This is a genomic window from Enterobacter sp. GD03975 (assembly GCF_029838645.1).
GTDB classification, from domain to species: domain Bacteria; phylum Pseudomonadota; class Gammaproteobacteria; order Enterobacterales; family Enterobacteriaceae; genus Enterobacter; species Enterobacter quasihormaechei.
Map to the genome: position 1 here is coordinate 18,263 of NZ_JAOBZC010000006.1, position 22,150 is coordinate 40,412.

18 protein-coding genes are annotated in these 22,150 nt (G+C 56.4%); 14 read left to right on the top strand and 4 right to left on the bottom strand.

All coding sequences use genetic code 11. The annotated features are described in order from the left end of the window. Positions 1–24 precede the first annotated feature (24 nt). Complete coding sequence (locus N5C09_RS12180; protein ID WP_279749121.1) at positions 25–999, bottom strand: oxidoreductase; 975 nt, start codon at positions 997–999, stop codon at positions 25–27. 183 nt (positions 1,000–1,182) lie between these two features. Between N5C09_RS12180 and csrD the strand changes: the two genes are divergently transcribed. The 8 genes from csrD to tldD all read left to right on the top strand — a co-directional run bounded on the left by csrD (position 1,183) and on the right by tldD (position 13,451). After that, positions 1,183–3,123, top strand: a complete 1,941-nt coding sequence (gene csrD / locus N5C09_RS12185; protein WP_063867536.1) for an RNase E specificity factor CsrD — start codon at positions 1,183–1,185, stop codon at positions 3,121–3,123. Positions 3,124–3,405: 282 nt separating this feature from the next. Beyond that, the gene (gene mreB / locus N5C09_RS12190) at positions 3,406–4,449 is read left to right on the top strand and encodes a rod shape-determining protein MreB (protein ID WP_000913396.1); all 1,044 of its coding nucleotides are present in this window, start codon (positions 3,406–3,408) and stop codon (positions 4,447–4,449) included. A 62-nt stretch (positions 4,450–4,511) separates the two neighbouring features. Next, entirely contained in the window at positions 4,512–5,528 is a 1,017-nt protein-coding gene (gene mreC / locus N5C09_RS12195) for a rod shape-determining protein MreC (RefSeq protein ID WP_003860400.1), read from the top strand. Next, positions 5,528–6,016, top strand: a complete 489-nt coding sequence (gene mreD / locus N5C09_RS12200; RefSeq protein WP_003860402.1) for a rod shape-determining protein MreD — start codon at positions 5,528–5,530, stop codon at positions 6,014–6,016. The genes mreC and mreD overlap by 1 nt, the downstream gene beginning before the upstream one ends. A gap of 9 nt (positions 6,017–6,025) precedes the next feature. Continuing rightward, the gene (locus tag N5C09_RS12205) at positions 6,026–6,619 is read left to right on the top strand and encodes a Maf family protein (RefSeq protein WP_279749122.1); all 594 of its coding nucleotides are present in this window, start codon (positions 6,026–6,028) and stop codon (positions 6,617–6,619) included. Next, on the top strand, positions 6,609–8,078 hold the full coding sequence (rng, locus tag N5C09_RS12210; RefSeq protein ID WP_063450998.1) for a ribonuclease G: 1,470 nt from the start codon (positions 6,609–6,611) through the stop codon (positions 8,076–8,078). Before N5C09_RS12205 ends, rng begins: the two co-directional genes overlap by 11 nt. Positions 8,079–8,120: 42 nt before the next feature. Beyond that, entirely contained in the window at positions 8,121–11,921 is a 3,801-nt protein-coding gene (gene yhdP / locus N5C09_RS12215; protein WP_279749123.1) for an AsmA2 domain-containing protein YhdP, read from the top strand. Positions 11,922–12,005: 84 nt separating this feature from the next. Next, positions 12,006–13,451, top strand: a complete 1,446-nt coding sequence (gene tldD / locus N5C09_RS12220; protein WP_279749124.1) for a metalloprotease TldD — start codon at positions 12,006–12,008, stop codon at positions 13,449–13,451. Positions 13,452–13,517: 66 nt separating this feature from the next. Here the strand turns inward: tldD and aaeR are convergent, their stop codons facing one another. Further along, positions 13,518–14,444, bottom strand: a complete 927-nt coding sequence (gene aaeR, locus N5C09_RS12225; protein WP_063451001.1) for an HTH-type transcriptional activator AaeR — start codon at positions 14,442–14,444, stop codon at positions 13,518–13,520. A gap of 179 nt (positions 14,445–14,623) precedes the next feature. Between aaeR and aaeX the strand changes: the two genes are divergently transcribed. The 5 genes from aaeX to N5C09_RS12250 all read left to right on the top strand — a co-directional run bounded on the left by aaeX (position 14,624) and on the right by N5C09_RS12250 (position 19,602). Beyond that, complete coding sequence (gene aaeX, locus N5C09_RS12230) at positions 14,624–14,827, top strand: p-hydroxybenzoic acid efflux pump operon protein AaeX (protein ID WP_003860416.1); 204 nt, start codon at positions 14,624–14,626, stop codon at positions 14,825–14,827. A 7-nt stretch (positions 14,828–14,834) separates the two neighbouring features. Continuing rightward, a complete protein-coding gene (aaeA, locus tag N5C09_RS12235) occupies positions 14,835–15,767 on the top strand; it encodes a p-hydroxybenzoic acid efflux pump subunit AaeA (protein WP_063451239.1) in 933 nt (310 codons plus the stop codon). A 5-nt stretch (positions 15,768–15,772) separates the two neighbouring features. Continuing rightward, on the top strand, positions 15,773–17,740 hold the full coding sequence (aaeB, locus tag N5C09_RS12240) for a p-hydroxybenzoic acid efflux pump subunit AaeB (protein ID WP_236329006.1): 1,968 nt from the start codon (positions 15,773–15,775) through the stop codon (positions 17,738–17,740). Between the two features lie 86 nt (positions 17,741–17,826). Next, positions 17,827–19,281, top strand: a complete 1,455-nt coding sequence (locus tag N5C09_RS12245; protein ID WP_279749125.1) for an NAD-dependent succinate-semialdehyde dehydrogenase — start codon at positions 17,827–17,829, stop codon at positions 19,279–19,281. Between the two features lie 45 nt (positions 19,282–19,326). Beyond that, positions 19,327–19,602, top strand: a complete 276-nt coding sequence (locus N5C09_RS12250; RefSeq protein WP_279749126.1) for a barstar family protein — start codon at positions 19,327–19,329, stop codon at positions 19,600–19,602. 56 nt (positions 19,603–19,658) lie between these two features. On the opposite strand, the gene yhcN is transcribed toward N5C09_RS12250, so the two are convergent. Together yhcN and argR are read right to left on the bottom strand one after the other, a co-directional pair. Further along, complete coding sequence (gene yhcN, locus N5C09_RS12255) at positions 19,659–19,922, bottom strand: peroxide/acid stress response protein YhcN (RefSeq protein ID WP_063451005.1); 264 nt, start codon at positions 19,920–19,922, stop codon at positions 19,659–19,661. Positions 19,923–20,300: 378 nt separating this feature from the next. Next, positions 20,301–20,771 carry a transcriptional regulator ArgR gene (gene argR / locus N5C09_RS12260; protein ID WP_003860428.1) on the bottom strand — a complete coding sequence of 157 codons (471 nt, stop codon included), beginning with the start codon at positions 20,769–20,771 and terminating at the stop codon, positions 20,301–20,303. Positions 20,772–21,168: 397 nt separating this feature from the next. On the opposite strand from argR, the gene mdh reads away from it, so the two are divergent. Then, entirely contained in the window at positions 21,169–22,107 is a 939-nt protein-coding gene (mdh, locus tag N5C09_RS12265; RefSeq protein WP_006812159.1) for a malate dehydrogenase, read from the top strand. Positions 22,108–22,150: the final 43 nt, after the last annotated feature.

Genomic DNA, 22,150 nt, shown 5'->3' on the forward strand with positions numbered 1-22,150 from the left:
GAATATGTCACGAAAATTTGAAGATTAGGCAATTTTGACCAGCGCACGACCGTGGAACTGGTTGTCCATGATTTTATTCGCGAACTCTGGCGCCTGGCTCAGGGTAATCTCCGTGGCGCTCTGCTCATAGAACGAGGCCGGCAGATCGCGGACCAGACGTTCCCAGGCTTCGGCACGCCGCTCGGCTGGAGCCATAACCGAATCGACGCCCTGAAGACGCACGTTGCGCAGAATAAACGGCATCACCGTCGTTGGCAGGGCAAAACCACCCGCCAGCCCACAGGCCGCCACGCAGCCGCCGTAGTTCATTTGCGCCAGCACTTTCGCCAGCACTTTGTCGCCGACGGTATCGACCGCGCCAGCCCAGACCTGTTTTTCCAGCGGGCGGGTTTCGGCGAACTCGTCGCGGCTCAGAATACGGTTTGCGCCCAGCTGACGCAGATAATCATGCGTACTTTCGCGGCCAGAGACGGCGGCGACCTGATATCCCAGCTTGTGCAGCAGCGTGACGGCCGTGCTGCCCACACCGCCGCTTGCGCCGGTGACGACGATTTCGCTGGAGTCAGGACGGATCCCGGCCTCTTCCAGCGCCATGACGCACAGCATGGCGGTGAAGCCCGCCGTGCCGACGATCATCGCTTTGCGGCCGTCCATGCCTTTCGGCATCGGGACCAGCCAGTCACCTTTTACGCGCGCCTGTGCTGCCAGCCCGCCCCAGTGGTTTTCACCCACGCCCCAGCCGGTGAGCAGGACCTGCTGTCCGGCGTGGAAGCGCGGATCTTCACTGGTATGCACGCGGCCTGCAAAGTCGATTCCGGGAACCATCGGGAAATTTCGGATGATTTTACCTTTCCCCGTAATGGCCAGTGCGTCTTTATAGTTCAGGCTGGACCAGTCGATATCCACGGTCACGTCGCCTTCCGGCAGGTGGCTCTCCTCAATGGTTTGCACCGAGGCAACGGTTTTGCCGTCCTGCTGTTCTAAAATCAAAGCCTGCATAGGGGGTCCTCACCAGGTTTAGTAATGGGAAAATATGTTCTGAAGACTATACTCGCTCAGTGAAACACCGTGCCGATGTAACGCAATAAATTGCCAGATACACCAGGTTTGGTAGTATGCCGCATTTGAAATGCAAGTTAGCGCTCACTTGCGACCCCTTCAACCCACGGAGTAATCTCAAGGATGCGATTAACGACGAAGTTCTCAGCTTTTATCACTTTGCTGACGGGGCTGACCATCATTGTCACGCTGATCGGCTGCTCGCTGAGCTTTTATAATGCCATCCAGGATAAGCTGGTTAACCGTGTTGAATCGGTTGCATCGGTTATCGACACCCGCCTGATCACCACACCCTTCCCGGCGCTTTCGCGTGAGCTGGATGAGTTAATGGTGCCTGTGGATATTGTGCGGATCGAGATTAAACAGGGGAAGCAGACCGTTTTCAGCCATACCCGCCAGGGCAGCTATCGTCCTGCCGGCACGGTAGATCAGTATCGGGACGTAACGGTACATTCGCTTAAACACCCTGGTATGACGATCCATATGATGTACCAGGATCCGATGAGCAACTATTTACGCTCGCTCATGACCACCGCACCTTTGACCATCGCCGTTGCCTTTATCGTGCTGCTCATTTTCCTCGCCGTTCGCTGGCAGCGTCGTCAGCTTTCCGGCCAGGAACTGCTGGAAACACGCTCCGTGCGGATACTCAATGGCGAGCGGGGGCCGCAGGTGCGGGGATCGGTTTATGAATGGCCGTCGCGCACCAGTAGCGCCCTGGACGTGCTGCTCTCCGAAATCCAGTTTGCCAGCGACCAGCGTAGCCGTATGGACACGCTGATCCGCTCCTACGCCGCGCAGGATAACAAAACGGGCCTTAACAACCGTCTCTTCTTTGATAATCAGCTGGCTACGCTGCTTGATGACCCCGAAAAGGTAGGCACGCACGGCGTGGTGATGATGATTCGCCTGCCGGACTTCGATCTGCTCCGTGATACCTGGGGACAGCGCGTGGCGGAAGAGAATCTCTTCACCCTGATTAACCTGCTGTCCACCTTTATTATGCGCTACCCCGGCGCGCTGCTGGCGCGCTACCACCGCAGTGACTTTGCCGTCTTGCTGCCGCATCGCACCTTAAAGGAGTCCGAGAGTATCGCCAGCCAGCTGCTGAAAGCCGTTGATGCGCTGCCGCAGAGCAAAATGCTCGACAGAGACGACATGGTGCATATGGGCATCTGTGCCTGGCGCGGCGGCCAGTCGACGGAGCAGGTGATGGAACATGCGGAAGCGGCTACGCGTAACGCCGTATTACAGGGCGCGAACGGCTGGGCGGTCTATGATGATACGCTGCCGGAGAAAGGGCGCGGCAACGTGCGCTGGCGAACCCTGATTGAACAGATGCTGAGCCGCGGAGGACCGCGTATCTATCAAAAACCGGCGGTCATGAAGAATGGCCATGTTCATCACCGTGAGCTGATGTGCCGTATTTTTGATGGCACCGAAGAGGTTATCTCGGCGGAATATCTGCCGATGGTGCTGCAATTTGGCTTATCCGAAGAGTATGACCGCCAGCAAATCACCCGCCTCATCCCGTTTTTATCTTACTGGCCTGAGGAAAATCTGGCTTTACAGGTGACCGTCGAGTCGCTGATTCGTCCGCGCTTCCAGCGCTGGTTACGCGACACGTTAATGCAGTGCGAAAAATCGCAACGCAAACGCATTATTTTTGAACTTGCAGAGGCAGATGTAGGTCAACACATCAGCCGGTTACGTCCGGTGGTACGTTTAATCAATGCGCTTGGGGCTCGTGTGGCCGTCACCCAGGCGGGTTTGACGCTGGTGAGCACCAGCTGGATCAAAGAGCTGGATGTTGAATTATTGAAGCTGCATCCTGGTCTGGTCAGAACGATTGAAAAACGCACGGAAAACCAGCTGCTGGTACAGAGCCTGGTGGAAGCGTGCAAAGGAACGCAAACGCAGGTATTTGCCACAGGCGTACGTTCACGCAGTGAATGGCAGATGTTGAAAGAGCGCGGTGTAGCGGGCGGTCAGGGGGATTTTTTTGCGGCCTCACAGCCCCTTGACACCAATGTGAAAAAATATTTGCAAAGATACTCTGTTTGACCTGCCGTTTACTTTGTTTTCACGTAGAATATCGCGCCTGTAGCTTTGAGTAAGACGAGCATAAAAGCCAGTGAACGACCTTTAATGGGTTACAAGTGAAAGTGAGGGACGCTGCTGTTTACTCAGCCCTGACGGATTCAGGGGATGAATTTGTAACAAAGGAAACGTGCTGCACTAATTTTCACCGTAGCAGACGATTTTTGCGCCTTGTCGCTGCTGCGTGTGGTTGGTAAAGTAAGCGGATTTTGTTTTCCGCCCCAGCTTTCAGGATTATCCCTTAGTATGTTGAAAAAATTTCGTGGCATGTTTTCCAATGACCTGTCCATTGACCTGGGTACCGCGAATACCCTTATTTATGTAAAAGGACAAGGCATCGTATTGAATGAGCCTTCCGTTGTGGCCATTCGTCAGGATCGTGCCGGCTCGCCAAAAAGCGTGGCCGCAGTAGGTCATGATGCGAAGCAGATGCTGGGCCGTACGCCGGGCAACATCGCCGCGATCCGCCCAATGAAAGACGGCGTTATTGCTGACTTCTTCGTGACCGAAAAAATGCTTCAGCACTTCATCAAGCAGGTTCACAGCAACAGCTTCATGCGCCCAAGCCCGCGCGTGCTGGTGTGTGTGCCGGTTGGCGCAACCCAGGTTGAACGCCGCGCGATCCGTGAATCCGCTCAGGGTGCCGGTGCGCGTGAAGTGTTCCTGATTGAAGAGCCGATGGCTGCGGCAATTGGTGCGGGTCTGCCGGTTTCTGAAGCAACCGGTTCTATGGTGGTGGATATTGGTGGCGGTACTACCGAAGTGGCAGTCATCTCCCTGAACGGCGTAGTGTACTCCTCTTCCGTACGTATCGGCGGTGACCGCTTCGACGAAGCCATCATCAACTACGTTCGCCGTAACTACGGCTCTCTGATCGGTGAAGCAACCGCAGAGCGTATCAAGCACGAAATCGGTTCTGCTTATCCGGGTGACGAAGTCCGCGAGATCGAAGTTCGCGGTCGTAACCTGGCTGAAGGCGTGCCGCGCGGATTCACCCTGAACTCTAACGAAATCCTGGAAGCGTTGCAGGAGCCGCTGACCGGCATCGTGAGCGCGGTGATGGTTGCGCTGGAACAGTGCCCGCCAGAGCTGGCTTCCGATATCTCCGAGCGCGGTATGGTGCTGACCGGTGGTGGTGCGCTGCTGCGTAACCTCGACCGCCTGTTAATGGAAGAGACAGGTATTCCTGTCGTAGTTGCAGAAGATCCACTGACTTGCGTCGCCCGTGGTGGTGGCAAGGCGCTGGAAATGATCGACATGCACGGCGGCGACTTGTTTAGCGAAGAGTAGTCGGGTGTGAGAGGGTAGCAATTTGCTACCCTTTCTCTCTGACGCGAGAATACGCATAGCCTATGAAGCCAATTTTTAGCCGTGGCCCGTCGCTACAGTTTCGCCTGATCCTGGCGGTTCTGGTGGCGCTCGGGGTCATTATTGCCGATAGCCGCCTCGGTACGTTCAGCCAGATCCGAACGTACATGGATACCGCCGTCAGTCCTTTCTACTTTATTTCAAATGGTCCCCGTGAACTGCTCGACTCCGTGTCGCAAACGCTTTCATCGCGTGACCAGCTCGAACTTGAAAATCGTGCGTTACGCCAGGAACTGCTGCTGAAAAACAGCGAGCTGCTGATGCTGGGGCAATATAAGCAGGAAAACGCGCGCCTGCGTGAACTGCTTGGCTCGCCGCTGCGCCAGGATGAACAGAAAATGGTCACCCAGGTGATCTCCACCGTAAACGATCCCTACAGCGATCAGGTGGTGATTGATAAAGGCAGCGTGAACGGCGTATACGAAGGTCAGCCTGTGATCAGCGATAAAGGCGTTGTGGGCCAGGTCGTGGCGGTTGCCAAACTGACCAGCCGCGTGCTGCTGATTTGCGATGCTACCCATGCGCTGCCGATTCAGGTGTTGCGTAACGACATTCGCGTGATTGCCGCCGGCAATGGCTGTACGGACGATCTTCAGCTTGAACATTTGCCAGCCAACACGGACATCCGCGTGGGCGACGTGCTGGTGACGTCCGGTCTGGGCGGTCGTTTCCCTGAAGGCTACCCGGTTGCAGTGGTCTCTTCCGTGAAGCTCGACACTCAGCGTGCTTACACCGTAATCCAGGCGCGTCCAACGGCGGGCTTGCAGCGTTTACGCTACCTGCTGCTGCTGTGGGGGGCCGATCGTAACGGTGCGAACCCGATGACGCCGGAAGATGTGCATCGCGTCGCGAACGAACGCCTGATGCAGATGATGCCGCAGGTGCTGCCTGCGCCGGATGCGATGGGGCCACCTGCGCCCGTACCGGCTCCGGCGACAGGGTTAACGCAGCCGCTACCGGATGCGCCACCGCCGCCGCAAGTCTCGGGTGGAGGGCAGTAGTGGCCAGTTATCGTAGCCAGGGACGCTGGGTAATCTGGCTCTCATTCCTTGTTGCACTGTTGCTGCAAATTATGCCCTGGCCGGACGACATTCTTGTTTTCCGGCCAAACTGGGTTTTGCTCATTTTGCTCTACTGGATCCTTGCCCTACCGCACCGCGTAAATGTCGGCACGGGTTTTGTGATGGGTGCCATACTGGATCTCATCAGCGGCTCTACGCTTGGCGTGCGCGCCTTATCCATGAGCATTATTGCGTACCTCGTCGCACTCAAATTCCAGCTCTTTCGTAACCTTGCGCTCTGGCAACAGGCGCTGGTGGTGATGTTGTTGTCGCTCGCTGCGGATATCGTTGTTTTCTGGGCAGAGTTTTTAGTGATCAACGTCTCTTTCCGACCGGAAGTGTTCTGGAGTAGTGTAGTAAACGGTGTGCTCTGGCCGTGGCTGTTCCTGCTGATGCGTAAAATTCGCCAGCAGTTTGCCGTGCAATAAAAGGTTTCTATGACGTCTCTGTATCTTGCCTCCGGTTCTCCGCGTCGCCAGGAACTGCTCGCGCAGCTGGGTGTCTCCTTCGAACGCATCGTTACCGGCATTGAAGAAAAACGTGCTGAGGGCGAAAGCGCTCAGCAGTACGTCTCTCGTCTGGCGCGTGAAAAAGCGCAGGCGGGCGTCGCATGCGTGCCGCGTGACTTACCGGTGCTGGGTGCGGACACCATCGTCATTCTCAAGGGTGAAGTGCTTGAGAAACCCCGTTGCGCAGACCATGCGGCGCAGATGCTGCGCAACCTGTCCGGACAAACGCATCAGGTGATGACGGCGGTGGCGCTGGCGGACAGCCAGTACGTTCTGGATTGCCTGGTGGTAACGGAAGTGACGTTCAGAGTCCTCACCGACGAGGAGATCGCCGGCTATATCGCCAGCGGTGAACCGATGGATAAAGCAGGTGCATACGGTATTCAAGGGTTGGGTGGCTGTTTTGTCAGGAAGATAAATGGCAGCTATCACGCCGTAGTCGGCTTACCGCTGGTGGAAACGTATGAGTTGCTGAGTAATTTTAACTCACTGCGTGAGGGAAGGGATAATTATGACGGCTGAATTGTTGGTAAACGTAACGCCCTCGGAAACCCGTGTGGCCTACATTGATGGTGGCATTCTTCAGGAAATTCATATTGAGCGTGAAGCGCGACGCGGAATCGTAGGCAATATCTACAAAGGTCGTGTCAGTCGTGTACTACCGGGTATGCAGGCGGCTTTTGTAGATATTGGGCTCGATAAGGCGGCGTTTTTACATGCCTCCGATATCATGCCGCATACCGAATGCGTGGCTGGCGAAGAGCAAAAGCAGTTTGCCGTGCGCGACATCTCTGAGCTGGTGCGTCAGGGCCAGGATCTGATGGTGCAGGTGGTGAAAGATCCGCTGGGCACCAAAGGCGCGCGTCTGACCACCGACATCACCCTGCCTTCACGCTATCTGGTGTTTATGCCGGGCGCGTCGCACGTTGGCGTTTCACAGCGTATTGAAAGCGAAAGCGAGCGCGAGCGCCTGAAAAAAGTCGTGAGCGCCTACTGCGACGAGCAGGGCGGCTTTATTATTCGTACCGCGGCGGAAGGGATCAGCGAAGACGATCTGGCCTCGGATGCGGCCTACCTGAAGCGCGTCTGGACCAAGGTGATGGAGCGTAAAAAACGCAACCAGACCCGCTACCGTCTGTACGGCGAGCTGGCGCTTGCTCAGCGCGTACTGCGTGATTTCGCCGATGCGCAGCTTGACCGCATCCGTGTGGACTCCCGCCTGACGTATGAAGCCCTGCTGGAGTTCACCGCCGAGTACATTCCGGAAATGCCCGGTCTGCTGGAGCATTACACCGGACGCCAGCCGATATTTGACCTCTATGACGTTGAAAACGAAATCCAGCGCGCGCTGGAGCGTAAGGTTGAGCTGAAATCGGGCGGTTACCTGATTATCGACCAGACCGAAGCGATGACGACCGTGGATATCAACACCGGCGCGTTTGTCGGCCATCGCAACCTCGATGACACCATCTTCAACACCAACATCGAAGCGACGCAGGCCATCGCGCGCCAGCTTCGCCTGCGCAATCTGGGCGGCATTATCATCATCGACTTTATCGATATGAATAATGAAGATCACCGCCGTCGCGTGCTGCACTCGCTGGAGCAGGCGCTGAGTAAAGATCGCGTGAAAACCAGCATCAACGGCTTCTCCCAGCTGGGGCTGGTGGAAATGACCCGGAAACGGACCCGCGAAAGCGTGGAACACGTGCTCTGCAACGAGTGTCCAACCTGCCATGGACGCGGAACGGTAAAGACGGTGGAGACGGTCTGCTACGAGATCATGCGTGAGATTGTCCGCGTCCATCATGCCTACGACTCCGACCGTTTTCTGGTCTATGCTTCCCCTGCGGTGGCGGAGGCCCTGAAAGGGGAAGAGTCGCACGCGCTGGCGGAAGTGGAAATCTTTGTCGGCAAACAGGTAAAAGTGCAGATTGAGCCGCTCTATAACCAGGAGCAGTTTGACGTCGTAATGATGTAAACGCAGTTCGCTGCGAGATTAAAGGCTGACAAGGAGAGACGCGTGAGGCGATTGCCGGGGATTTTACTGCTTACAGGGGCAACGCTGGTCGTGATTGTCGCGTTGCTCGTGAGCGGGCTGCGTCTCGTCTTGCCGCATCTTGACAGCTGGCGTCCGCAGATCCTGGCAAAAATTGAGTCCACCACCGGCCTGCCGTTAGACGTGAGCCATATCGAGGCAAGCTGGCAGACCTTTGGCCCGACGCTTGATGCGCGGGATATCAGCGCCAGCCTGAAAGATGGCGGCCACCTTAAAATCAAACGCGTTACCCTGGCGCTGGATGTCTGGCAAAGCCTGCTGCATCTGCGCTGGCAGTTTCGCGATCTCACCTTCTGGCAACTTCAGCTAAAGACCAATACGCCGCTGCAAAGCGGCGAAGGCGATCGGGGGCTGGAAACCAGCCGTATCAGCGATCTCTTCCTGCGTCAGTTCGATCATTTCGATCTGCGCGACAGCGAAATCAGCTTTATTACCCTTTCCGGGCAGCGCGCCGAGCTGGCGATCCCACAGCTGACCTGGCTAAACGGAAAAGATCGCCACCGCGCCGAGGGGCAGGTAAATCTCTCCAGCCTGAACGGGCAGCACGGCGTGATGCAGGTGCGGATGGATCTGCGCGACGACAATGGCCTGCTGAACAACGGCCGCGTGTGGTTGCAGGCGGACGACGTGGACGTGAAGCCGTGGCTTGGCGAGTGGATCCAGCAAAACATGCAGCTGGAAACCGCGCGTTTCAGTCTCGAAGGCTGGATGACCCTGACGAACGGGGCGTTCGCCAGCGGCGATATCTGGCTCAAGCAGGGGGGCGCGAGCTGGAAGGGCGAAAACCATCAGCATCAGCTTTCGGTCGATAACCTCACCGCCCACGTAACCCAGGAAAAAGGCGGCTGGCAGTTCGCTATTCCGGATACGCGCATCTCTATGGACAACAAACCCTGGCCAAGCGGCGCGCTGACGCTGGCGTGGATGCCGGAGCAGGACGTCGGCGGGGTAAACGGTAAACGCAGCGACGAGTTGCGTATCCGCGCCAGTAACCTGGACCTGACGGCGATCGAGGGCCTGCGTTCAATGGCCGCAAAACTCTCCCCGGAGCTGGGTGACATCTGGCTGGCGACGCAGCCGAGCGGGCAGATAAACCGTCTGGCGCTGGATATTCCGCTTCAGGCCACGGAAAAAACGCGCTTCCAGGCGGCATGGAAAAATCTCGCCTGGAAACAGTGGAAACTGCTGCCGGGCGCTGAGCATTTCAGCGGCAAGCTGGAAGGAAGCGTGGAAAACGGCAGGCTGACGGCAGAAATGCAGGATGCCAAAATGCCGTACGAAACGGTCTTTCGTGCGCCGCTGGAGATCGCGCAGGGTAATGTCACCCTCAACTGGCTGAAGAATGGCAAAGGTTTTCAGCTTGATGGCCGAAATATCGATGTAAAAGCCAGGGCGGTGCATGCCCGCGGCAATTTCCGCTACCTACAGCCTGAAGGCGATGAGCCGTGGCTGGGTATCCTGGCAGGCATCAGCACGGATGACGGCTCGCAGGCGTGGCGCTACTTCCCGGAGAACCTGATGGGGAAAGCGCTGGTGGACTATCTCAGCGGCGCCATTCAGGGCGGTCAGGCGGATAACGCCACGCTGGTCTACGGCGGCAACCCGCACCTGTTCCCATATAAGCATAACGAAGGTCAGTTCCAGGTTCTGGTGCCGCTGCGCAACGCAACCTATGCCTTCCAGCCGGGCTGGCCCGCGCTGAAAAATCTCGATATCGAACTCAACTTCCTGAATGACGGCTTGTGGATGAAGACGGACAGCGTGGCGCTGGGCGGCGTGACGGCGAGCAACCTGACCGCAAACATCCCGGATTACTCGAAAGAGAAATTGCTGATTGATGCGGATATTAAGGGGCCGGGTAATGCGGTTGGTCCGTATTTTGAAGATACGCCGCTGAATGACTCCCTGGCGGCCACCCTTCAGCAGTTGCAGTTAGATGGCGATGTGAATGCTCGCTTACATCTGGATATCCCGCTCGACGGGGAAATGACTACCGCCAAAGGCGACGTTCGCCTTAACAACAACAGCCTCTATATCAAGCCGCTGGACAGTACGCTGAAAAACCTCAGCGGACAGTTCAGCTTTGTTAACGGCAATCTGAAAAGTGCGCCGCTGAAAGCGACCTGGTTCAATCAACCCGTCAATATCGATTTCTCCACCACCGAGGGTGATAAAGCCTACCAGGTGGCGGTAAATATGGACGCGAACTGGCAGCCGTCACGCATGAATGTTCTGCCGAAGCCGGTTGAGAACGCGGTGGACGGCGCGGTGTCGTGGAATGGCAAGGTGGCCATCGACCTGCCTTATCACTCCGGCGCGCGGTATAAGGTCGACATCACGGGCGATCTTAAAAATCTCAGCAGCCAGCTGCCCGCGCCCCTGAATAAGAAAAGCGGCGAGCCGCTGCCTGTCAACGTCAACGTCGACGGTAACCTCAACGGCTTTGACGTAACCGGTAACGCTGGCGGAACAAACCACTTTAACAGCCGCTGGCTGCTTAACCGCAAGCTGACGCTGGACAGGGCGATCTGGACGACGGACAGCCGTACCACGCCACCGCTGCCGGAGCAGGCGGGAATTGAGCTGAATCTGCCGGCGATGGATGGCGCAGAGTGGCTGGCACTGTTCCAGAAAGGTGTTGGGCAAAACGTCGATCAAACGGCGCAGTTCCCGCAGGCCATTACCCTACGTACGCCTGCGCTGACGCTGGGTGGGCAGCGGTGGAACAACCTGAGTATCGTTTCCCGGCCGACGGCTAACGGCTCAAAGGTTGAGGCTCAGGGTCGTGAAATTAACGGCACGTTGACGATGCGCGATAACGCGCCGTGGCAGGCGGCGATCCGCTACCTCTATTACAACCCGACCTTTGCCGTGGCTGAAAAACAGCCGTCGGTCGCTTCGCCCCTCAGCAAGGCTTCGCGCGTTGATTTCAGCGGCTGGCCCGATCTCCAGCTGCGCTGTGCGGAGTGCTGGCTGTGGGGGCAAAAATATGGCCGTATCGACGGAGATGTCGCCATCAAGGGCACGACGCTGAGCCTTACCGGTGGTCTGGTGGATACCGGTTTTGGCCGTTTGACCGCCGCCGGGGAATGGGTGAATAAGCCGGGCGCGCAGCGCACCTCTCTGAAAGGCGATATCAAAGGCAGCAAGCTGGATGCGGCGGCTAACTTCTTCGGCATCAGCACGCCGCTTCGGGGATCGTCATTCGATGTGAATTACGATCTGCACTGGCGTGCGGCGCCGTGGCAGCCGGACGTCGCCACGCTGAACGGCATTCTCAGAACCCGTTTTGGTAAGGGACAAATTGCCGATGTCAGCACCGGCCATGCGGGGCAAATACTGCGCCTGCTGAGCTTTGACGCGCTGCTGCGCAAGCTGCGCTTCGATTTCAGCGATACCTTCAACGACGGTTTCTATTATGACTCCATTCGCGGAACGGCCTGGATCAAGGACGGCGTGATGCATACCGACGATACGCTGCTGGACGGCCTGGAGGCGGATATCGCCATGAAAGGCTCGGTGGATCTGGTGCGTCGTGAACTGGATATGGAAGCGGTCGTCGCCCCGGAGATTTCCGCTACCGTGGGCGTGGCGACGGCGTTTGTGGTTAACCCGATTGTCGGTGCGGCGGTATTTGCCGCCAGCAAAGTGCTGGGGCCGCTCTGGAGCAAGGTCTCGATTCTGCGCTACCGCATTACGGGCCCAATCGATAAACCGCAGATTAATGAGGTGCTGCGCCAGCCGCGCAAAGAAGCACAGCAATGATTTGACGTGGGCAGGTAATTGCCTCACTCTCAATAAATACGATTTTTACACCGCCACGGGCGGCAACGAACGAGTAGCAATACGATGAGTCTGAACCTGGTAAGTGAACATTTGCTCGCAGCGAACGGCCTGAGCCATCAGGACCTGTTCTCCATTCTTGGTCAACTGACCGAACGCCGTCTCGACTACGGCGATCTCTATTTCCAGTCGAGCTATCACGAATCCTGGGTTTTAGAAGACAGCATCATTAAAGATGGCTCCTATAACATCGACCAGGGCGTCGGTGTGCGCGCCGTGAGCGGCGAGAAAACCGGTTTTGCCTATGCCGACCAGATAAGCCTGGCCGCGCTGGAGCAGAGCGCGCAGGCCGCACGCACCATCGTGCGCGACGCGGGCGATGGCCGCGTAAAAACCCTGGGCGAAGTGCAGCATTCGGCGCTCTATACCAGCATCGACCCGCTGCAAAGCATGAGCCGCGAAGAGAAGCTGGACATCCTGCGTCGCGTGGACAAAGTGGCCCGCGCCGCCGACAAACGCGTGCAGGAAGTGTCCGCCAGCCTGAGCGGCGTCTATGAGCTGATCCTGGTGGCAGCAACGGACGGTACGCTGGCCGCCGACGTGCGTCCGCTGGTGCGCCTCTCCATCAGCGTTCAGGTGGAAGATGACGGCAAGCGCGAGCGCGGCTCAAGCGGCGGCGGCGGTCGTTTTGGCTATGACTGGTTCCTCGGCGACGTTGACGGCGAAGCGCGCACTGACGCGTGGGCAAAAGAAGCCGTGCGCATGGCGCTGGTTAATCTGTCTGCCGTGGCGGCACCCGCCGGTACGCTGCCGGTTGTGCTGGGCGCAGGCTGGCCCGGCGTGCTGCTGCACGAAGCGGTCGGTCACGGGCTGGAAGGCGATTTCAACCGCCGTGGTACGTCTGTATTCAGCGGTCAGATGGGGCAGCTTGTCTCCTCTGAGCTGTGTACCGTGGTCGATGATGGCACCATGCCTGACCGTCGCGGCTCGATTTCTATCGACGATGAAGGCACGCCGGGCCAGTACAACGTGCTGATCGAAAACGGCGTCCTGAAAGGCTACATGCAGGACAAGCTCAACGCGCGTCTGATGGGCGTTGCGCCAACGGGCAACGGTCGTCGCGAATCTTACGCGCACCTGCCGATGCCGCGCATGACCAACACCTACATGCTGCCGGGTAAATCCACGCCGCAGGAGATTATCGAATCCGTTGATTACGGTATCTTCGCGCCGAACTTTGGCGGCGGCCAGGTGGATATCACCTCCGGCAAATTTGTCTTCTCGACTTCAGAGGCGTACCTGATTGAGAAGGGCAAAGTAACTAAAGCAGTGAAGGGCGCAACCCTGATTGGCTCCGGCATTGAGGCCATGCAGCAGATTTCCATGGTCGGTAACGACCTGAAGCTGGATAACGGCGTGGGCGTTTGCGGCAAAGAGGGCCAGAGCCTGCCGGTAGGCGTCGGCCAGCCGACGCTGAAGGTTGATAACCTGACCGTGGGCGGCACGGCGTAATTTTTCATTTTCCCCTCATCCTAACCCTCTCCCCAACGGGGAGAGGGCCGGGGTGAGGGGGAAGGCCTACTCTTTCCTTCTTCCCCGCATGCCCTGAAACAGCTCCGCCACTTCCACAAAATAGTCCGTCAGATAGTTAATACAGACCTGCACCTTCAGCGGCAGCTTGTCCTTTTCGGTATACAGCGCGTAAACCGGGCGCGGATCCGACTGGTAGCGCGGGAACAGGATCTCCAGCTCGCCGCTGTTGATCTCGTTGATCACCCACATCAGCGGCACGTAGGCGATACCGGCCCCGGCCACCAGCCAGCGCGAGATGGTCATCGGATCGTTGGTCACGAAGCGGCCTTCAGGCAGCAGCCGGGTGGAAAGCCCTTCCGGCGCGATCAGCTCAAATTCGTTATCCGGGCGCACGCTGTATTCCAGCCACGAGTGGTTGCTCAGGTCGGCGGGTTTTTCCGGCACGCCATACTGTGCCAGGTAGCTCTTTGAGGCGCAGACCACCATCGGCATGCTGCCCAGCCGACGCGAGAACAGGCTCGAGTCCTGCAAGGCGCCAACGCGGATCACCACGTCTAACCCATCGGCAATCAGGTCCGGTGCGGGAATACCCGTCACCAGATTGACGGTTAAGCCTGGATACTCTTTCAGCATTTCCGCCGTCATGGCAGCGAGAACATTTTGTGCCATAGTTGAAGAACACCCGATGCGCAGCGTGCCGATAGGGGTGTTATTAAAGGCATAAAGCTGCTCGTGAACATCCTGCACTTCATGCAGCATTCGACGGCAGCCCTGATAGTAAATTTTACCCGCTTCCGTCAGCCCGATGCTGCGGGTACTGCGGTTGAGCAGCTTCACCTGAAGCTCGTCTTCCAGTTTTGACACCGTCTGGCTAATGGATGAGACGCTCATTTGTAGCTGACGTGCTGCGGCGGTAAAAGAGCCTTGTTCGACAACTTTGGCAAACACCGACATGCGTTTTAGTCGTTCCATTATTCACTCTGGCTTAAAAGTGATTTAGATCACATATGATAGATAACAGCATAACAGTTACGTTAATATACTATTAATTACATAACGGCTGCGCCACTCTCGCCCGGCATTTCTTGCCCTCCTGCGGCGGCGCGAGCTTAACAATCCAGTAGCCTGCACTCTCTATAATCAAGGTCAACATGAGTCTGTTTCCCGTTATCGTGGTGTTCGGTCTGTCGTTCCCACCGATATTTTTCGAGCTTCTTTTATCACTGGCGATCTTCTGGCTGGTGCGCAAGGTGCTGGTCCCTACCGGGATTTATGATTTCGTCTGGCATCCTGCATTGTTTAATACCGCGCTGTATTGCTGCCTGTTCTATTTAATATCGCGCATGTTTGTCTGAGGTTGATGTGAAAACGCTAACAAGAAAAATCTCCCGCACTGCCATCACTATGGCGCTGGTCATCCTGGCGTTCATCGCTATTTTTCGCGCCTGGGTCTATTACACCGAATCGCCGTGGACGCGCGACGCGCGTTTCAGCGCGGAGGTGGTCGCGATAGCGCCCGATGTTGCCGGTCTTATTACGGCGGTCAACGTTCACGATAACCAGCTGGTGAAGAAAGATCAGGTGCTGTTCACCATCGACCAGCCGCGCTATCAAAAAGCCCTTGAAGAAGCAGAAGCCGACGTGGCGTATTACAACGCGCTGGCCTCTGAAAAACGTCGTGAAGCAGGACGCCGTAACAAGCTGGGCATCCAGGCCATGTCCAGGGAAGAGATTGACCAGTCCAATAACGTGCTGCAAACCGTGCTGCACCAGCTGGCAAAAGCTCAGGCGACGCGCGATCTGGCGAAGCTCGATCTGGAACGTACCGTGATCCGCGCCCCGTCCGATGGCTGGGTGACTAACCTTAACGTCTATGCCGGTGAGTTTATCACGCGCGGCTCAACCGCCGTGGCGCTGGTGAAACAAAACTCCTTCTACGTCCTCGCCTATATGGAAGAGACCAAGCTGGAAGGCGTGCGTCCGGGCTATCGCGCTGAAATCACGCCGCTCGGCAGCAACCGTGTCCTGAAAGGGACCGTGGACAGCGTTGCCGCGGGGGTGACCAACTCCAGCAGTACGGTTGATAACAAAGGGATGGCGACCGTCGATTCCAACCTTGAGTGGGTTCGCCTGGCGCAGCGCGTACCGGTGCGCATTCGTCTGGACGAGCAGCAGAGCAACCTCTGGCCCGCAGGCACCACGGCGACGGTGGTGATCACCGGTGAAAAAGACCGTGATGCCAGCCAGGACTCCATCTTCCGTCAAATCGCCCATCGCCTGCGCGAGTTTGGTTGATCGCTATGGGCATTTTTTCCATCGCCAGCCAGCACATCCGCTTCGCCGTGAAGCTGGCATGCGCCATTGTGCTGGCGCTGTTTGTTGGCTTCCATTTCCAGCTTGAAACGCCGCGCTGGGCCGTTCTGACCGCCGCGATTGTCGCCGCCGGTCCCGCCTTCGCGGCGGGTGGCGAACCCTATTCCGGGGCCATCCGCTATCGCGGGATGCTGCGTATTATCGGGACCTTTATCGGCTGTATCGCCGCCCTGACCATTATCATCCTGATGATCCGCACGCCGCTGCTGATGCTGATCGTGTGCTGTATCTGGGCGGGTTTTTGTACCTGGGTCTCCTCCCTTGTGAAGGTTGAGAACTCGTACGCCTGGGGTCTGGCGGGTTATACCGCGCTGATTATTATCATCACCATCCAGACCGATCCGCTGCTCGCCCCGCAGTTCGCCGTGGAACGTTGCAGCGAGATTGTGATTGGTATCGTCTGCGCGATTGTCGCCGATCTGCTTTTCTCTCCGCGTTCTATTAAGCAGGAAGTGGATCGTGAGCTGGACGCGCTGATCGTTGCCCAGTACCAGCTCATGCAGCTGTGCATTAAGCACGGCGACAGCGAAGAGGTCGACAAGGCCTGGAGCGGGCTGGTGCGCCGCACGCAGGCGCTGGAAGGGATGCGCAGTAACCTCAACATGGAGTCTTCCCGTTGGGAGCGTGCCAATCGTCGTCTGAAAGCGATCAATACCGTCTCGTTAACGCTGATCACCCAGGCGTGTGAAACCTACCTGATTCAGAACACTCGCCCCGAAGCGGTAACGGATACCTTCCGCGAACTGTTTGATGAGCCTGTGGAGACGGTGCAGGACGTGCATCGACAGCTTAAACGCATGCGCCGCGTGATTGCCTGGACGGGAGAGCGTGATACGCCAGTCACCATTTATACCTGGGTTGGCGCCGCAACGCGCTACCTGCTTCTGAAACGCGGCGTGATTGGCAACACCAAAATCAGTGCGGCGGAAGAAGAGGTGTTACAGGGCGAAGTGGTAATTAAACCGGAATCCGCCGAGCGGCATCATGCGATGGTCAACTTCTGGCGCACCACGCTGGCCTGTATACTCGGCACGCTGTTCTGGCTGTGGACCGGCTGGACGTCCGGTAGCGGCGCGATGGTGATGATTGCCGTCGTGACCGCGTTGGCGATGCGTCTGCCCAACCCGCGCATGGTCGCTATCGATTTTCTGTACGGTACCATTGCGGCGTTACCGATTGGCGCGCTCTATTTCCTGGTGATTATCCCCTCGACACAGCAAAGCATGCTTTTGCTCTGCATCAGCCTGGCGGTAATGGCGTTCTTTATCGGGATTGAGGTACAAAAACGCCGACTGGGATCGTTAGGTGCCCTGGCGAGTACGATTAACATCATTGTGCTGGATAACCCGATGACCTTCCATTTTAGCCAGTTCCTGGACAGCGCATTAGGCCAGCTGGTGGGCTGTTTCCTGGCGATGATGGTCATCCTGCTGGTGCGGGATAACTCCCGGGCGCGGACAGGGCGTGTGCTGCTGAATCAGTTTGTGTCGGCCGCCGTTTCGTCCCTGACCACCAATACCGCACGACGCAAGGAGAACCACCTGCCGGCTCTTTACCAGCAGCTGTTCCTGTTGCTGAACAAATTCCCGGGCGATGTCGCCCGTTTCCGCCTGGCATTGACCATGATTATCGCGCACCAGCGCCTGCGGAACGCACCGGTGCCGATTAACGACGATTTGTCCGCCTTCCACCGCCAGCTACGGCGCACGGCGGACCACGTGATATCGGCATCCAGCGATGACAAACGTCGCCGCTACTTTAAGCAACTGCTGGAAGAGCTGGATATCTACCAGGAAAAACTGCGGATCTGGGAAGCGCCGCCGCAGGTTACCGAGCCGGTTGAGCGGCTGGTATTTATGCTGCACCGCTACCAGAACGCGCTGACGGACAGCTGATGAAGAGAAAACCGACGCCAAAAGCGTCGGTTTTTTTGTGGCTATACTTAATCCTGTAGGTTCAAACATTCAGGAAGGGAGGACACATGACAACCCAGGCTCTTCAGGACAGTACGCTTTTTCAGACCGGGTATCTGGTTAACGGTATCTGGAAAACACTCGACACCACGTTTGATGTGCTAAACCCGGCCACGGGCGAGGTCATTGCAAAAGTAGCGAAAGCAGGTAAAGCCGAAACCGAAGAGGCTATTGCGGCCGCGACGAAAGCCTTTCCTGCATGGCGCGCAAAAACGGCAAAAGAGCGTTCTGCGATCCTCTATCGCTGGTATGAACTGATTATTGAGAATAAAAGCTGGCTCGGAAGGCTGATGACCACCGAGCAGGGCAAGCCGCTGAAAGAAGCTGAGGGCGAAGTAGAGTATGCCGCCAGCTTCATTCAGTGGTTTGCCGAGCAGGCCAAGCGTGCCAACGGCGAAATTATTCCTCCGGTTAAACCCGGCTCCCGTATTCTGGCCACCCGGGAGCCTGTCGGGGTGGTTGCCGCTATCACACCATGGAACTTCCCGATGGCCATGCTCACCCGTAAGCTCGGCCCGGCGCTGGCAGCTGGGTGTACCGGCGTGATCAAACCTGCAAACAACACGCCGCTGAGCGCCTTTGCGCTGCTGACGCTGGCGAAGCAGGCCGGTGTGCCGGATGGTGTGCTGAATGCGGTCGCGGGGAGCACCTCTGAAATTAGCGACGCCATTATGGCCAGCCATGACGTGCGCAAAATCTCGTTTACCGGTTCAACCGCCGTCGGGAAAACGCTGGTCCGCAATTCCGCAGACACCATGAAAAAGGTGTCGATGGAGCTGGGCGGCAATGCGCCGTATATCGTTTTTGAGGACGCGGACATTGAGGCCGCCGTTAAAGGCGCCATCGCCAATAAGTTCCGTAACGCCGGGCAGGTCTGCGTCAGCGTAAACCGTTTCTATATTCAGGAGACGGTCTACGACAAGTTTGTCAATCAGCTTGCTGATGCGGTGAAGGCGCTGAAGGTGGGTAATGGCCTGGACGAGGGCGTGGTTGTCGGCCCGCTGATTGAGCCTTCGGCTGTCGATAAAGTTCGTGAGCACGTCGAAGATGCGGTAACGAAGGGCGCCACGGTGCTGGCTGGCGGTAAACCGCATGAGCTTGGCGGTAACTTCTGGATGCCCACCGTCCTCGGTGACTGCCATGAAGGCATGAAGCTGGCGGAAGAGGAGACCTTCGGACCTGTTGCCGCCTGCTTCCGCTTCACATCGGAAGACGAAGTTGTGATGCGTGCGAACAATACGCCTTATGGGCTGGCAGCCTACTTCTATACCCAGAATCTGTCGCGGGTGTTCCGCGTCTCACAGGCCATTGAGAGCGGCATGATCGGGATTAATGAATGTGCGGTATCGACCGAACTGGGCCCGTTTGGGGGGGTAAAAGAGTCCGGGCTGGGACGCGAGGGGTCCGTGCTGGGGCTGGAGGAGTTTCTGGAAGTTAAAACCCTGCATATCGGGGGATTATAATAGACAGGGCGGCATCTGCCGCCCGCCTGTACCGGGTGGCTGGCAATGAAAATTTATACCTTTGATTTTGACGAAATTGATAGTCAGGAAGACTTCTACCGCGAGTTTATTCGGGCGTTCGACCTGGAGCGGGACAGCGTAAGCAACCTTGATATGCTGTGGGATGTGGTGACCGGCGACACGCTGCCGTTACCGATGGAAATCGAGTTTACCCATCTGCCTGAAAAGCTGCGCAGACGCTTTGGCGCACTGATTTTACTGTTTGATGAAGCGGAGGAGGAGCTGGAAGGGCAACTGCGTTTCAATGTGCGTCAGTCATAAAAAAGCCCCTGACCGGGAGGTCAGGGGCAAGTCGTATGATGAGATACGACGAGGGTTTATTTGTACAGTTCAGCCGTAGCGTGCCAGTGGTCACCGCTGCGTGCTTCAATTACGCGATAGGATGATGCACCCTGTTCTTCCGCTTTTTTGTTCAGCATGTCGTGCATGTCCATCGGAGATGCGCCGATGGCACCAACAGAAACCGTCCCGATAGCCTGACGGGATTGTGCCTGTTCGGCATTAATGGCGTCGGCCGCAAACGCACCGAATGATAGGACAGAGAGTACGCTCAGGGCAGCAACAGTGTTTTTAATTTTCATGATCGGTTACCTCGTCAATTATTCTACTGGGGTCTTTGTTCTGTGACCCTCATCACAAAATCAAGTATACACTAATCACGCAAAAAATTAATACCAGACTAATGGTTTCCCTTGTTATTACGTATTAAAAAAATCGATTTTTATAACGGGAGTGCATAAAAAAGGGCATGGCAAGGCGATTTTTGTCCATTTTTGTATTTAAAATCATATTGATAGATGAATTTGATTTTTAGTGCGATTTTGCAGCAAATCATCCACTGGCTGAATGTTAACAGGCGGTAAAAAGCACTATTTGCAAAAGCAGCAGGCAGTGGAAAGCAGGGTAAAACGAGGCAACAGCAGAATGATCCCCGTAGCCGTGCGCTACGGGGCAGGCAATTACAGCTCCTGTTCGAACAGGACCAGAATCGCTTCGTAGAGGTCTTTCACCGAGAAACCATTTGCCGGGGTGGTAAAGATGGTGTCATCACCGGCGATAGTACCGAGGATCCCCTCAGCTTTACCCAGCGAGTCCAGCAGGCGAGCAATCAGCTGTGCGGCACCTGGGCTGGTGTGGATCACAACCACGGCATCGTTATAGTCGATGTCCAGAACCAGGTTCTTCAGCGGGCTGGAGGTTGTCGGGACGCCAAGTTCAGCAGGCAGGCAATAAACCATTTCCATTTTGGCGTTGCGCGTACGCACCGCACCAAACTTGGTTAACATGCGGGAGACCTTCGACTGGTTGATGTTATCGAAGCCTTGTTCCTGCAACGCCTGAACAATTTCTCCCTGAGAACTGAATTTCTCTTCTTTGAGTAGCGCTTTAAACGCCTTTACTAATTCTTCTTGCTTAGACGAGCTTCGCATAAGTCACCCGGAATATGACGAAAGAAACAACATTATTATGCATGTGGATGAATTTTTATGCAAATTATCTACCTGGCGCCAGGCTGAAATAATGTTATGAAAGGGAGTGATTTTATCAGATTTCGTTATCGGAAAACATGCCTGGGTCACGCCGCGCAAATAAGCTTAAAAGTAAATTAAATGTTATCAAAATGATGTTGTTTTGGTGGCGTGGCAGGGTGTATTGTAACCCCCTCTTAATACGTTGTTGCCCACAGCCTGATAGCATTCAGGTGAAGGCGAAAGACGTGCGACCTCAAATTCTTTAGCGATGAAAATTGTAATTAATGACGTGCTGAATTATGGTCGCCGCAACGGATTTACAGATACTTAAGTTAACCATAATAAGGAGTTTAGGATGAAAGTCGCAGTCCTCGGCGCTGCTGGTGGTATCGGCCAGGCGCTTGCCCTACTACTGAAAACCCAACTGCCTTCAGGCTCAGAACTCTCCCTGTACGATATTGCTCCGGTAACCCCAGGCGTGGCGGTTGACCTGAGTCACATCCCGACAGCTGTGAAAATCAAAGGCTTCTCCGGTGAAGATGCGCGTCCTGCGTTGCAGGGTGCCGACGTGGTGCTGATCTCTGCGGGTGTTGCACGTAAACCGGGTATGGACCGTTCAGATCTGTTCAACGTCAACGCGGGCATCGTGAAAAACCTGGTTCAGCAGATCGCTGAAACCTGCCCGAAAGCGTGCATCGGTATCATCACCAACCCGGTGAACACCACCGTTGCTATCGCAGCAGAAGTGCTGAAGAAAGCGGGCGTATACGACAAGAACAAACTGTTCGGCGTGACGACGCTGGATATCATCCGCTCCAATACCTTCGTGGCTGAGCTGAAAGGCAAGCAGCCAACGGAAGTGGAAGTGCCGGTTATCGGCGGTCACTCTGGCGTGACCATCCTGCCTCTGCTGTCGCAGATCCCGGGCGTGAGCTTCACCGAGCAGGAAGTGGCTGACCTGACTAAACGTATTCAGAACGCGGGCACCGAAGTGGTGGAAGCGAAGGCGGGTGGCGGGTCTGCAACCCTGTCTATGGGCCAGGCGGCAGCACGTTTCGGCCTGTCTCTGGTGCGCGCGTTGCAGGGCGAAAAAGACGTTGTTGAATGCGCCTATGTTGAAGGCGACGGTGAACACGCGCGTTTCTTCTCTCAGCCGCTGCTGCTGGGTAAAAACGGTGTTGAAGAGCGTAAGTCTATCGGCACGCTGAGCGCGTTTGAGCAAAACGCGATGGAAGGCATGCTGGATACGCTGAAGAAAGATATCACGCTGGGCGAAGAGTTCGTTAACAAGTAAAACGTCCTCTCCCTGAGCAGGCCGGGTAAGCGTAAGTGCCACC